This window comes from Nocardia sp. NPDC003979 (genome assembly GCF_053605015.1).
Map to the genome: position 1 here is coordinate 222,420 of NZ_JBSGIJ010000005.1, position 12,088 is coordinate 234,507.

General features: G+C 68.5%; 15 protein-coding genes. 12 read left to right on the plus strand and 3 right to left on the minus strand.

The annotated features are described in order from the left end of the window. Positions 1–9 precede the first annotated feature (9 nt). From ACWEVR_RS13455 to ACWEVR_RS13495, 9 genes are all read left to right on the plus strand, one after another. Positions 10–714, plus strand: a complete 705-nt coding sequence (locus ACWEVR_RS13455; protein WP_452467159.1) for a ribonuclease HII — start codon at positions 10–12, stop codon at positions 712–714. A gap of 46 nt (positions 715–760) precedes the next feature. Further along, the gene (locus tag ACWEVR_RS13460; protein WP_011210678.1) at positions 761–1,066 is read left to right on the plus strand and encodes a DUF2469 domain-containing protein; all 306 of its coding nucleotides are present in this window, start codon (positions 761–763) and stop codon (positions 1,064–1,066) included. 96 nt (positions 1,067–1,162) lie between these two features. After that, entirely contained in the window at positions 1,163–1,519 is a 357-nt protein-coding gene (locus tag ACWEVR_RS13465) for a YraN family protein (RefSeq protein ID WP_452467160.1), read from the plus strand. Next, positions 1,519–3,027: a YifB family Mg chelatase-like AAA ATPase gene (locus ACWEVR_RS13470; RefSeq protein ID WP_452467161.1), complete on the plus strand. Its 1,509-nt coding sequence runs from the start codon at positions 1,519–1,521 to the stop codon at positions 3,025–3,027. The genes ACWEVR_RS13465 and ACWEVR_RS13470 overlap by 1 nt, the downstream gene beginning before the upstream one ends. Beyond that, entirely contained in the window at positions 3,024–4,190 is a 1,167-nt protein-coding gene (gene dprA, locus ACWEVR_RS13475; protein WP_452467162.1) for a DNA-processing protein DprA, read from the plus strand. Before ACWEVR_RS13470 ends, dprA begins: the two co-directional genes overlap by 4 nt. A 498-nt stretch (positions 4,191–4,688) precedes the next feature. Beyond that, a complete protein-coding gene (locus ACWEVR_RS13480; RefSeq protein WP_452467163.1) occupies positions 4,689–5,612 on the plus strand; it encodes a tyrosine recombinase XerC in 924 nt (307 codons plus the stop codon). A 323-nt stretch (positions 5,613–5,935) separates the two neighbouring features. Beyond that, positions 5,936–6,301: a YidH family protein gene (locus ACWEVR_RS13485; protein ID WP_067636537.1), complete on the plus strand. Its 366-nt coding sequence runs from the start codon at positions 5,936–5,938 to the stop codon at positions 6,299–6,301. Beyond that, positions 6,298–6,609 carry a DUF202 domain-containing protein gene (locus ACWEVR_RS13490; RefSeq protein WP_452467164.1) on the plus strand — a complete coding sequence of 104 codons (312 nt, stop codon included), beginning with the start codon at positions 6,298–6,300 and terminating at the stop codon, positions 6,607–6,609. The genes ACWEVR_RS13485 and ACWEVR_RS13490 overlap by 4 nt, the downstream gene beginning before the upstream one ends. A gap of 77 nt (positions 6,610–6,686) precedes the next feature. After that, positions 6,687–7,055 carry a hypothetical protein gene (locus ACWEVR_RS13495; protein WP_452467165.1) on the plus strand — a complete coding sequence of 123 codons (369 nt, stop codon included), beginning with the start codon at positions 6,687–6,689 and terminating at the stop codon, positions 7,053–7,055. A 17-nt stretch (positions 7,056–7,072) separates the two neighbouring features. On the opposite strand, the gene ACWEVR_RS13500 is transcribed toward ACWEVR_RS13495, so the two are convergent. The 3 genes from ACWEVR_RS13500 to ACWEVR_RS13510 are packed head-to-tail and all read right to left on the minus strand — an operon-like array spanning position 7,073 to position 8,451. Beyond that, positions 7,073–7,594, minus strand: coding sequence for a DUF1990 family protein (locus ACWEVR_RS13500; protein ID WP_452467166.1), 522 nt, complete (start codon positions 7,592–7,594; stop codon positions 7,073–7,075). 51 nt (positions 7,595–7,645) lie between these two features. Then, the gene (locus ACWEVR_RS13505) at positions 7,646–8,182 is read right to left on the minus strand and encodes a M23 family metallopeptidase (protein ID WP_452467167.1); all 537 of its coding nucleotides are present in this window, start codon (positions 8,180–8,182) and stop codon (positions 7,646–7,648) included. A gap of 11 nt (positions 8,183–8,193) precedes the next feature. Beyond that, entirely contained in the window at positions 8,194–8,451 is a 258-nt protein-coding gene (locus ACWEVR_RS13510) for a hypothetical protein (RefSeq protein ID WP_452467168.1), read from the minus strand. An 827-nt stretch (positions 8,452–9,278) separates the two neighbouring features. On the opposite strand from ACWEVR_RS13510, the gene rpsB reads away from it, so the two are divergent. The 3 genes from rpsB to pyrH all read left to right on the plus strand — a co-directional run bounded on the left by rpsB (position 9,279) and on the right by pyrH (position 12,041). After that, a complete protein-coding gene (rpsB, locus tag ACWEVR_RS13515; RefSeq protein WP_067496258.1) occupies positions 9,279–10,160 on the plus strand; it encodes a 30S ribosomal protein S2 in 882 nt (293 codons plus the stop codon). Between the two features lie 108 nt (positions 10,161–10,268). Further along, entirely contained in the window at positions 10,269–11,093 is an 825-nt protein-coding gene (gene tsf, locus ACWEVR_RS13520) for a translation elongation factor Ts (RefSeq protein ID WP_067496261.1), read from the plus strand. 219 nt (positions 11,094–11,312) lie between these two features. Then, a complete protein-coding gene (pyrH, locus tag ACWEVR_RS13525) occupies positions 11,313–12,041 on the plus strand; it encodes a UMP kinase (protein ID WP_067636525.1) in 729 nt (242 codons plus the stop codon). Positions 12,042–12,088 lie beyond the last annotated feature (47 nt).

The following is a 12,088-nucleotide window of genomic DNA, read 5'->3' on the forward strand; positions in this document are numbered from 1 at the left end:
AATCGAACTGTGGGGCAGGATCGGACCAGCTGGCCGCCGCGGGTGGTGATGCGCCGGGCGGGTGGCCTACGCACGCTGGAGGCGGCGCTCATCCGCGGTGGCCTCGGCCCGGTGGCCGGTGTCGACGAGGCCGGGCGCGGGCCCTGCGCGGGACCGCTGGTGGTGGCCGCGTGCCTGCTGGCGCCCAAGGCCTACGACAAGCTGGCCGGGCTCGACGACTCCAAGAAACTCACCGAGGCGGCCCGTGAGGAACTGTTCCCGGTGGTCAAGCGTCTCGCGCTGGCCTGGAGTGTGGTGGTGGTCCCCGCCTGGGAGATCGACGCCATCGGCATCCACGTCGCCAATATCGAGGGGATGCGTCGCGCGGTCGCCCACCTCGGCCGCACCCCCGGCTACATCCTGACCGACGGATTCAAGGTCCCCGGCCTGCCCGCGCCCTCGCTGCCCGTGATCGGAGGCGACGCGTCCGCGGCGTGCATCGCGGCGGCCAGCATCCTGGCCAAGGTCACCAGGGACCGCATGATGGTCGAGCTCGACGCCGAGCTGCCCGGCTACGGTTTCGCCGCGCACAAGGGCTACAACACCCCCGAGCACACCGCGGCTCTGCGCGCGCTCGGTCCGAGCACCGAACACCGCCGATCTTGGCGGAATGTGCGCGAACTCGAGGTGCCGGACGGTAGCCGGGTGGCTACCCGCGCGGCTCATGCGCGATGATGTGATCAATGAACGCGGCGCTGCTAGCAGGAGGATGTCCCACCCGATGAGTGCTGAGGACCTCGAGAAGTACGAAACCGAGATGGAACTGTCGTTGTACCGCGAGTACAAGGACATCGTCGGCCAGTTCTCGTACGTGGTGGAGACAGAACGGCGCTTCTACCTGGCCAATTCCGTCGAGCTGCGGCCACAGAACGCCGACGGCGAGGTCTACTTCGAAGTGCGGATGAGCGATGCCTGGGTGTGGGACATGTACCGTCCCGCCCGCTTCGTCAAGCACGTTCGGGTGATCACGTTCAAGGACGTCAATATCGAGGAGCTGGAGAAGCCCGACCTCCGTTTGCCCGAATAAGGGGGAGTTGTCCCCAGGGGCGAGTTATCCACAGGTTTTGTGTTTCCGCAGGTCGTGGTCCCGGCGTAGATCCGCGCCGGGACCACGCTTGCATGCGTGACTGACAAACAGGCGCTCGGCGCATACGGGGAGAAGCTGGCCGCGCAGTATCTGTGCGAGGCCGGGATGCAGATCGTCGCCCGCAACTGGCGATGCCGGTACGGGGAGCTGGACCTGATCGTCCAGGACCCATCGGTGACGGCGTTCGTGGAAGTGAAGACACGGTCCGGCCTCGGCTTCGGCAGCCCGGCCGAGTCGGTCACCTTCGGTAAACAGCAGCGGATCAGGCGATTGGCGTTGCTGTGGCTGGCCGAACAGGACGGGCCGTGGCGGCGCATCCGGTTCGACGTGGTCTCGGTGCTCGTCCCGCGCGGCCACAAGCCGGTGATCGAGCACCTGACAGGGGCGTTCTGATGGCCCTCGGACGGGCGCTGTCGGTGGCCGTGACCGGTGTCGACGGGCAGCTGGTGGAGATCGAGGCCGATATCGGCCAGGGCCTGCCGTCGGTGAATCTTGTCGGGCTGCCCGATACGGCCCTGCAGGAGTCACGCAACAGAGTGCGCTCCGCGGTGGCGAATACGGGGGAGAAGTGGCCAGACGGACGGGTGATTCTGGCGCTGTCTCCGGCGACGCTGCCGAAGGTCGGCTCGGTCTACGATCTGGCGCTCGCCGTGGCGGTGCTGGACGCCTCCGGTGCGGTGCCGGGCGACAAGCTCGTGAAAACCGTGCTGCTGGGCGAGCTCGCCCTCGACGGGCGGGTACGCCGGGTTCGCGGTGTGTTGCCCGCCGTGATCGCGGCACGCAATGCGGGCTGCCCGACCGTCGTGGTGCCCGCCGAGGCGGTGGCCGAAGCCGGACTGGTCGAGGGCGTCGAGGTGCTCGGTGCGACGAGTCTGCGCGCTGTGGTCGCCTGGTTGCGGGGTGAAGGGACCCTGCTGGAACCCGACGGTGTGGTGCCGGGCGTCCAGGTGCCGTGTGGGGACCTCAGCGATGTCGTCGGCCAGGACGAGGCGCGCTGGGCGCTGGAGGTGGCTGCGGCGGGTGGTCACCATCTTCTGCTCACGGGACCACCGGGGATCGGTAAAACCATGTTGGCGCAACGTCTTCCGGGGTTGCTGCCGCCGCTGTCGGAGGCCGAGTCGCTCGAGGTGACGGCAATTCATTCGATGGCGGGATCGTTGACGGCCGAACAACCGTTGATGACGCTCGCGCCGTTCGTAGCGCCCCATCACTCGACATCGGTGACCGCCATGATCGGCGGTGGTTCCGGTATGGCCCGGCCCGGTGCGGTCAGCCGGGCGCATCGGGGAGTGCTGTTCCTCGACGAATGCGCCGAGATCGGCACCAAAGTGCTGGAGGCACTGCGTACTCCGCTGGAAGAGGGCGAGGTGCGGATCGCCCGGCGTGACGGTGTGGCTCGCTATCCGGCGCGGTTCCAGCTCGTGCTTGCGGCGAATCCGTGTCCGTGTGCGCCCGCCCGTGATGTCGACTGCATCTGCGCGCCTCTCGCTCGCCGCCGCTATCTCGGCAAACTGTCGGGTCCACTGCTCGATCGCATCGACATCTGGGTGCAGATGCGTGGTCAGGCGGGGGCCGCTTTCGGTGACCAGCATTCCGAGACCAGTGCTGTCGTCGCGGCACGGGTTGCCGAAGCTCGGGCACGTGCCGCGGAGCGGTGGAGCGCGGACGGTTGGGCGACCAATGCCGAAGTGCCGGGTCACATTCTGCGTCAACGGTTCCGATTGCCCGCCGACGCGATCGCGCCGATCGAGACCGCGCTGCGGTTGGGGCGGATGTCGGCGCGCGGTGCCGACCGGGCGGTGCGCGTGGCCTGGACGGTTTGCGATCTGCGCGGTGGGGAGCTGCCCAGCGTGCAGGATGTGCTGTCGTCGTTGAACTTCCGTCAGCGGGGCGGGCAGTGACGGGGCCGAGCGCGGTGGGCACCGTCGACCTCGATGTCGATGAACGTCGGCTGGCGTGGGTGTACCTGTCTCGGGTGGTGCAGGGTCCGTGTGCGCCTTTGTCGGCGCTGATCGCCTCGGTCGGGGTCTGCGAGGCGGCGCGGGCGGTGCGCGAGCACGAGTTGCCTGCCGCATTGCGCGGTCCCACCGCCGCGCGGCGTGAAATAGACTCGGCTGCCAGAGATCTCGAGGCCATACAGCGAATCGGTGGCCGGGTCATCACGCCTGATGACGACGAGTGGCCAGGCTGGCGAATGCTCGGTCTCGACCAGCTCGACACCGACCGCGATCGGGAAGCCGCCGTGCCTCTCGTGCTGTGGGCGCGCGGACCGCTGTCGCTGCGTACCGCATCGGAACGCGCTGTGGCAGTGGTCGGTTCACGATGCAGCAGCGGGTACGGGATGCAGGTGGCCGGCGAGATCGCCTGTGATCTGGCCGGACGCGGCTGGACCATCGTGTCCGGTGCGGCCTTCGGTATCGACGCGGTCGCCCACCGGGCCGCACTCGCCGTCGGCGGGCCCACCGTCGCTGTCCTGGCCTGCGGCGTCGACCGCCCCTACCCCGCCCAGCACGACCGGTTGCTCGCCGCCATCGCCGACAGCGGTCTGGTCGTCAGCGAATACCCACCCGGCGTCGCCGCCCAGAAGCATCAGTTCCTGGCCCGCAACCGGCTCATCGCCACCCTGGGAGATGGCGTACTCGTAGTGGAAGCCGGATTGCGCAGCGGCGCAAGGAACACCGTGAAATGGGCGCGCCGCCTCGGTCGCCCGGCCATGGCGGTTCCCGGCCCGGTCGGGTCGGCGTCGTCGGTGGGATGTCACCGCATGATCCGCGAAGGCGAGGCGTTGCTGGTCACCCGCGCCGAAGACGTCGTCGAGGAAGCGGGCCCCCTGCGCCTCCCCGTCGGCGAAGGCGTGCCCACCGACCCGGCCCACCACCTACGCGGCGCCGAAGCCGAGGTCTACGCCGCCCTCCCCACCATCGGCTCCCGCCAACCCCGCGACCTGGCCGGCCAGTGCGGCCTCGACCTGGCCACCGTCCGCGCCGTCCTCCCCAGCCTGGAACTGGCCGACCTGGTCGGCTGCGATTCCGAGGGGTGGTTCCGCACCCGGCGCCCGGGATAACCGGCTCGTCGAGCTCCGTCCATGTCGGACATCACTACCCGCGGACCAGCCGAGCGACCCTGATTTGCGAGGAATAGGGGTGTACGTCCGGTAGCGGACAGCTGGGCGTTGGTGGTCTCGCCATTCGGGTATCTGGCGGCCCGGGGCGGTGCGGCTGTTGAGCGGGAGGGCGCCAGTCCATGCCTGGATGGATGGGCGCTGGTACCAGTGCAGGGCCTCGAGGGCGAGGGCGGTGCTGCCGCCTCGTCGGCCAGGTGACCGCAGCGTCCTAGGCGCCGATATCCCCCTATCGGGATAGCGGCGGTGCCTGGTCGACGTGTGGGCGCGGGCGGAATGTGGAAGCGCGAGAGCGACGTGTCCGAGGAGGCGGTGCTTGTCGGCGGTGTGATCGCTCGGGTCACCGCCGCTGCCACTCGTCGACTCAGAGGTGTAGGTGGTGTGTGAGGGTGTGCGGCGTGGTGGGTTGCGTGAAGGAGGGGGAGGGGTGACGGTTGGGGGATGGACGTGTTGCCCGAGGATTTGACTGCTTTGCTCGGGGAGTTCGGGCGGCATCTGCGGCTGGGTCGGAATCGGTCGGCGCATACGGTGCGGGCTTACGTGGGGGATGTGCGGTCTCTGCTCGAGCATCTGTACGCGCGGTCGGCGGATGCGGCTTTGCGGGAACTCGATCTGGGAGTGTTGCGGTCGTGGCTGGCCGAGCTGGCAGCCGGTGGGGCAGCGCGGACCACGCTGTCGCGAAGAGCCTCGGCGGCACGGACTTTCACCGCGTGGCTCACCGAGACGGGGCGGCTGGACATCGATCCGGGGCTGCGGTTGCAGGCCCCCAAGGCGCACCGTGTGCTGCCTGCGGTGCTCGGTCGTGAGCAGGCCGCACAGGCAATGGACGCGGCGGAATCCGGTGCGGCACAGCAGGACCCGATGGCCCTGCGTGACCGGTTGATCGTGGAGCTGTTGTATGCCACGGGCATCCGGGTGAGCGAACTGTGCGGCCTCGACCTCGACGACATCGACCGTGAACGCCAACTCGTCCGGGTACTCGGCAAAGGCAACAAGGAGCGCTCGGTGCCCTTCGGTGCTCCGGCCGAGGCGGCCCTTGTCGCCTGGCTGCGTGCCGGCCGCCCCGCCCTGGCCAACGAGCGTTCCGGTCGCGCACTGTTCCTCGGCCAGCGTGGCCGCCGCCTCGACCAACGCCAGGCGCGGACCGTCGTCCACGACGTTGTCGCCGCCATCCCCGGCGCCCCCGACATGGGCCCCCACGGCCTGCGCCACACCGCCGCCACCCACCTCCTCGAAGGCGGCGCCGACCTGCGCGTGGTTCAGGAACTCCTCGGCCACGCCAGCATGGCGACCACCCAGCTCTACACCCACGTCTCCGTCGAACGCCTCAAACGAGTCCACGACCAAGCCCATCCCCGCGCATGATCGCTACGCCGGCGCCGCATCCCGCGATGCCACGTCGACACCCAACCGCGGTGAACAAGCACATTCGACCCGAATACTCGACCTGTCGGTTGCCGACTCTCAGCCTGATCGGCCGTTGGCCGCGAGCGTTGCACATTGTGCGGACGATGAGCTCCTCGGCGATCCAGCGTCGTTGCCGGGCACCGATGGGAAGCGCGTCGGTGAGCACGACACCATCGATGGCGCACAGCACCGACTCGAGGACGTGAAACCGGTCAGGCACACTGGTCGCTTCACCGGGGATGGGCTGTCGGGGGCGCATGATGGGTGGCGGAGGTGATGGGATGACATTGCCCGAGGTCGGGGCCGAATCCGAGGACGGGGAGGGTGAGGTCGACTATCGGTTCACGCTCGCCAACGAGCGGACATTTCTGGCGTGGATCAGGACCGCACTCGGCCTGCTCGCCGGCGGCGTCGCGGTGCACACCCTTGTTCAGCCACCGCGATTGGCGGGGTTCGCCGGTGTGATCACGCTGGCCTGCCTGGTGATGTCACTGGCCGTCGCGGTGGGCGCGTATCGGCACTGGCGTCGGGTGAATCGCGCGATGCTGGCCGGTGGGCCGTTGCCGGGCACGGTGCTGGTGCCGGTGCTGTCGGTCGGCGTCGCGGTGATCGCCGTACTCGTCTGTGTGGCGGTCGTACTGTCGTGACCGCGCCGACCCTCGCCATGGAACGCACCGCGCTCGCGTGGCGGCGCACCGCCCTGGGCGCGGCTGTCTGTGCGCTGCTCTTCGCGCACGAGGCGACCACCGAGGACGGCATGTGGATCGTTTTTCCCTGCGCCGCCGCCACCGCGGCCGTGCTGCTCGCCGGTCTGGGCTGGTATCGCGGTCGGTCGCTCGGCGGGGGCCGCTCGGCGGGCGGACACCGGCTGGTGTCGATCACCACCCTCGTGGTCACGCTCGTCGTCCTCATCGCCGTAGCCGAGGTCCTGGTCGGTGGCCGATACGCATCATGACGCCGATCGAACAACCGCCCAGTCGGCCACAGGAACTCGATCGACGGGTACCGAACAGGCAATTAGAGTCGACTCTCATGACCGCAGGATCACCGGACCAGCCCCTCACCGCGTTGCGGGATCGCCTGCGCACCGCACTGAAGCCCGCGATGAAAGCCAGGGATCGCAGCGCGGTCTCGGCGCTGCGATCAGCCCTGGCCGCGATCGACAACGCCGAGGCGGTCGACGTCGGCGACGCGAAAGCCGGTGCGCTGGAAGACAGTGCCGTCGGCCTCGGCGCCGCCGAAGCCCGCCGCCGGGAACTCACCGAGGACGACATCGTCGAGATCGTCCGCCACGAGATCAACGAAAGACGCATCACCGCAGGGGAATACGACCGCCTCGGTGCGGTGGACCAGCGCGACCAGATGACCGCGGAAGCCGACGTGCTTAGCGCCTTCCTCTGACGACCGGCCCGCGTGGGTCAGTTTTCGGTATTGCTCGGCAATGTGCGGAGGTAGCGGCGGGCGAACCAGTGTTGCAGCAGGCGCGCGACCGGCCCGCCCAGGCGGGTGTACCACGCGGCGGGTGTCGAAAACGCGGTGACCAGCCCGTACACCGTGTCGTCGGCCGGGTCGTATTCGACCGCGAACAACTCCTCGCCCCGTTCGGGATGCCCGGGCAACGTGCCGTAGGCGAACCCGCGGCGGTTCGGTTCGTCGAGCACGTACACCACCCGGCACGGCGCATTGATGCCGAGCGGCCCGGCGCCGAGACGGACCGTCAATTCGGTCCCCTCCCTTGCTGTTTCGGAATCGGCGCGCTGGAAAATGCCGACTCCCTTCTGCATCCCGAAGGCGAGGATGTGAGTCCCGGCCCGATCGAACAGCTCGCGACCCCGTCCTATCGGTCGCCGGAGCCTGAACCGGTGGTAACCGGCAGGCAGCGTGGTCGCGCGGGTCGCGCCGACGTCGGGATAGGTGAAGGGCGTTGATTCTGCGGGCACAGTATCGATTGTGGCCGGTATTCCCTGCGGCTCCGTGCCGGGTCGTCGAGGTCACAGTGCCCGGTTCAGCGGCTCGAGGCGTACCGGGACTTCGTGCAGCAGACCCAAGGGGTCGATGTATTCGCGGCGGCTGTGGATGCTGGATTCGCGGCGGACACCCCAGTGCAGGCAGGCCGGTACCGGGCAGCCCTCGTGCCCGGCAACCAGGGTGCCGATCGGGGTGCCGCGACTTATCCGGACTCCTACTTTTACCTGCGCCTGCACGGGTTCGTATGTGGTGCGCAGACCACCCTCGTGGTCGATCGACACCACAGGTTTCCCGGCGACCGTGCCCGCGAAGACGACGATCCCTTCGCCCGCTGCCAGAACCGATTGACCTTCGGCGCCTGCCAGGTCGACCCCGCGATGACCCGGCAACCAATTGCGCTCCGGTTTGTCGAACCGCCGTTCCACCGCCGGACGTGGGCGCAGCGGCCAACCGAACGGTCCGGTTTCCACCGCCCCGACCGGCGCCGCCCCACCCGCGACCATCGTCAGCACGAGGACGGCACCCGAAATCCAGGCATACGGACGAACCCGGCTCGCCATCGTCGAGCGCCTCAGCGATGGAGTCGTGGTGCGGGCGCGCGCTGAGGCACCAGCACGCGCACGAGTTCGCGCAACGCGGCAGGCAGGTCGGCCGCCGAACCGCTCCCGCCGCGCACCCGGATCTCGAGCTCCGGCGCGGAACCCCGATCCTTCTCCGGCCGCGCCCGCTGCTGGGCAGGCGCCGCCGATCCGAGATCGTGCACGGTCACCCGCACCGGAACCGGCGCCGGAACCAGCGACCCCTTCGGCATCTCCCCGGGCCGCAGCATCGGTGCCTTGCCACAGGCACCGGGTCGCCGCACCGGCACCCGCTCGCCGCCGTCGACCGGACCTTCGACACCGTCACACCCCGCCGGAATCCCGGCACCAACACCTCCCTCGGCGCCCGCCGTGGCACACGGGCTGCCGGCAGCGTCGACCCCGGTAGGCCGTGACGCGATCGGGCCCGGCACCACGATCACAACGACGGGCCCAGGCGCCGCTCTCTCATCAGGCGGAGGCGGTGCGGCAGGCACCGAGCCCGGTGCCGCCGCTCGGGACCGTGGGGAAACGACCTCCCCGTCACCCGGTGGTTGCGCGAGGACAGCACACACCGGTGCTGGATGACCGGCCGCCGGCGCCGCTACACCCACCGCGCAGAGGAGAGGAAAGGTGGTGATCAGGACACGCGTCAATGTGTTCATGGCACAACTGTCGACCCCGCGATCCCTGAGCGGGACAACGATTTCCCGATTGTGGACAACTCCGGCACATGTGGATATCGCGCACTTCACCACGAAAATCCCCGGTCGGCGAGCAGGGCCGATTTCGGCCCTGGCCCGTCGCCGCGTAGACTGAACGAGCGGTTTGTGCTCAGCAGCAACACGTGTGCTCGGCACGGACCGACTTCGCGCGCCACCCGTGCTCGTCCATCCGGTCGTCGCTCGCAACGCAGACGGTCCGCGAGGGCATGTCAGCGCGAGTTCTCCAGCGGATGAACAGTGAAATCGCCGGCTGGTCCCGATCACATCGATCGGGTCCGGTGGTTTCGGTGGCGCCAGGGCAGTCGATCGCCGATCGGCTGCGTCAACCGGCAACGAAAGAGGGTACGGGAGCTATGGCTGTCGTAACTATGAAGCAGCTGCTCGACAGCGGCGCGCACTTCGGGCACCAGACTCGTCGGTGGAACCCGAAGATGAAGCGGTTCATCTTCACCGACCGCAACGGCATCTACATCATCGACCTGCAGCAGACGCTGACCTACATCGACAAGGCCTACGAGTTCGTCAAGGAGACCGTCGCCCACGGTGGCACCGTTCTCTTCGTCGGCACCAAGAAGCAGGCACAGGAGTCGATCGCGGCCGAGGCGACTCGCGTCGGTATGCCCTACGTCAACCAGCGCTGGCTGGGTGGCATGCTCACCAACTTCTCGACCGTCCACAAGCGCCTGCAGCGCCTGAAGGAGCTCGAGGCCATGGAGCAGACCGGTGGCTTCGAGGGTCGCACCAAGAAGGAAATCCTCATGCTCACGCGTGAGATGACCAAGCTGGATCGCACCCTCGGTGGTATCCGCGACATGGCCAAGGTGCCCTCGGCCATCTGGGTCGTCGACACCAACAAGGAGCACATCGCCGTCGGCGAGGCTCGCAAGCTGAACATCCCGGTCATCGCGATCCTGGACACCAACTGCGATCCCGACCTGGTCGACTACCCGATCCCGGGTAACGACGACGCGATCCGTTCCGCCGCTCTGCTCACCAAGGTCGTCGCCTCCGCGGTGGCCGAGGGCGTGCAGGCCCGCGCGGGCCGCGCTTCCGGCGATTCGAAGCCCGAAGCCGGCGCAGGCGAGCCCCTCGCCGAGTGGGAGCAGGAGCTGCTGGCTCAGGCGACCCCGGCCGCTGAAGCCCCCGCCGCCGAGGCCCCGGCCGCCGAGACCCCGGCCGAAGCCGCTGCCGAGGTGAAGGCCGACCCGGCCCAGCACACCCCGGCCGACTTCTGAGCTGATCGGTAGCTCTACGTTCACCTTGCCGGCCCTTCTGAGTTCAGAAGCGGTCGGCAAGGTGGTGTTAACACCCAAGCACCCCACACACGAGGAGGCTCGCCCCCGATGGCGAACTACACCGCTGCTGATGTGAAGCGGCTCCGGGAGCTCACCGGCTCCGGCATGATGGACTGCAAGAACGCGCTGGCCGAGTCCGACGGCGACTTCGACAAGGCCGTCGAGGTCCTGCGCATCAAGGGCGCCAAGGATGTCGGCAAGCGTGCCGAGCGCGCCACCGCCGAGGGTCTGGTCATCGCCAAGGACGGCGTCATGATCGAGATCAACTCCGAGACGGACTTCGTCGCCAAGAACGCCGAGTTCCAGGAGCTGGCCGACGCGATCGTCACCGCGGCCGCCGCTGCCAAGCCGGCCGATCTGGACGCCCTCAAGGCGCTGAAGCTGGACAACAGCACCGTCGACGAGGCCGTGCAGGCGCTGGCCGCCAAGATCGGCGAGAAGCTGGAACTGCGTCGCGTCGTGTCCTTCGACGGCCCGGTCGCCACCTACCTGCACAAGCGTGCTTCGGACCTGCCGCCCGCCGTCGGCGTGCTGGTCGAGTACGAGGGTGAAGGCGACGCCGCCGCCGAGGCCGCTCGCGCCGCGGGCATGCAGGTCGCCGCGCTCAAGGCGAAGTACCTGACCCGCGACGAGGTGCCCGCGGAGACCGTCGAGAACGAGCGCCGCATCGCCGAGCAGACCGCGCGCGAAGAGGGCAAGCCCGACGCCGCACTGCCGAAGATCGTCGAAGGCCGCGTCAACGGCTTCTTCAAGGATGTCGTCCTGCTCGAGCAGGCCGCCGTCACCGACTCCAAGAAGACCGTCAAGGCCCTTCTGGAGGACGCCGGCGTGACCGTGAAGCGTTTCGCGCGCTTCGAGGTCGGCCAGGCCTGATCAGGCCATCCGACGCCCCCGATGCGCTGAGCATCGGGGGCGTTTTGCCGTGTGCCGCCGACGCGCGGACCGACCCGGCGCGGGCCGCGCGCGAGGGGGTCTTGTGTGGTGGCGGTAACCGGATAAGGCAGGATGGATGCCGCTCTGCCTTGCTGTGCGGCCTGCTCCGCGCGCCCGCAGTTCGAACCGATCTCACCTCGCCGAAGGAGACGAACACCCATGACCGACCCGGGTAACGACCGCCCTGGATATCGCCGGGTGCTGCTGAAGCTGGGTGGGGAGATGTTCGGTGGCGGTGGTGTCGGGCTCGATCCCGATGTCGTGCAGACCGTGGCCGAACAGATCGCCGAGATCGTCGAGACCGGCGTGCAGGTGGCCGTGGTGATCGGTGGCGGCAACTTCTTCCGCGGCGCCGAGCTCGAGGAGCGCGGCATGGAACGCGCCCGCTCGGACTACATGGGCATGCTCGGCACCGTGATGAACAGCCTTGCGCTACAAGACTTCCTGCAGCAGCAGGGGGTGGATACGCGCGTGCAGACCGCCATCACGATGGGCCAGGTCGCCGAGCCGTACCTCCCGCTGCGCGCCAAGCGGCACCTGGAGAAGGGGCGCGTGGTGATCTTCGGTGCGGGCATGGGCATGCCCTACTTCTCCACCGACACGACCGCGGCCCAGCGTGCGCTCGAGATCGGCGCCGACGTGGTGCTGATGGCCAAGGCCGTCGACGGTGTGTTCGACGCCGACCCACGGGTCGACGACAACGCAAGCATGTTCACCGAGATCACCCACAAGGAAGTGATCGAGAAGGGTCTGAAGGTGGCCGATGCCACCGCTTTCAGCCTTTGCATGGACAACCAGATGCCGATGCTGGTGTTCAATCTGTTGATCAAGGGCAATATTGCTCGTGCGGTCGCCGGTGAACCCATCGGCACCTTGGTTCGGTCCTGACCCCGCACTCGCGGACGATGACGATGACGACGCTGTGGAGGAACCGG

What these genes read in the sequence shown, in the direction of transcription:
- ACWEVR_RS13460 (WP_011210678.1), top strand. Translation starts at nt 761, where the DNA reads ATGAGTGCTGAGGACCTCGAGAAGTACGAAACCGAGATGGAACTGTCG.
- ACWEVR_RS13470 (WP_452467161.1), top strand. Translation starts at nt 1,519, where the DNA reads ATGGCCCTCGGACGGGCGCTGTCGGTGGCCGTGACCGGTGTCGACGGG.
- ACWEVR_RS13480 (WP_452467163.1), top strand. Translation starts at nt 4,689, where the DNA reads ATGGACGTGTTGCCCGAGGATTTGACTGCTTTGCTCGGGGAGTTCGGG.
- ACWEVR_RS13485 (WP_067636537.1), top strand. Translation starts at nt 5,936, where the DNA reads ATGACATTGCCCGAGGTCGGGGCCGAATCCGAGGACGGGGAGGGTGAG.
- ACWEVR_RS13495 (WP_452467165.1), top strand. Translation starts at nt 6,687, where the DNA reads ATGACCGCAGGATCACCGGACCAGCCCCTCACCGCGTTGCGGGATCGC.
- ACWEVR_RS13505 (WP_452467167.1), bottom strand. Translation starts at nt 8,182, where the DNA reads ATGGCGAGCCGGGTTCGTCCGTATGCCTGGATTTCGGGTGCCGTCCTC.
- ACWEVR_RS13510 (WP_452467168.1), bottom strand. Translation starts at nt 8,451, where the DNA reads ATGCTGCGGCCCGGGGAGATGCCGAAGGGGTCGCTGGTTCCGGCGCCG.
- rpsB (WP_067496258.1), top strand. Translation starts at nt 9,279, where the DNA reads ATGGCTGTCGTAACTATGAAGCAGCTGCTCGACAGCGGCGCGCACTTC.
- tsf (WP_067496261.1), top strand. Translation starts at nt 10,269, where the DNA reads ATGGCGAACTACACCGCTGCTGATGTGAAGCGGCTCCGGGAGCTCACC.
- pyrH (WP_067636525.1), top strand. Translation starts at nt 11,313, where the DNA reads ATGACCGACCCGGGTAACGACCGCCCTGGATATCGCCGGGTGCTGCTG.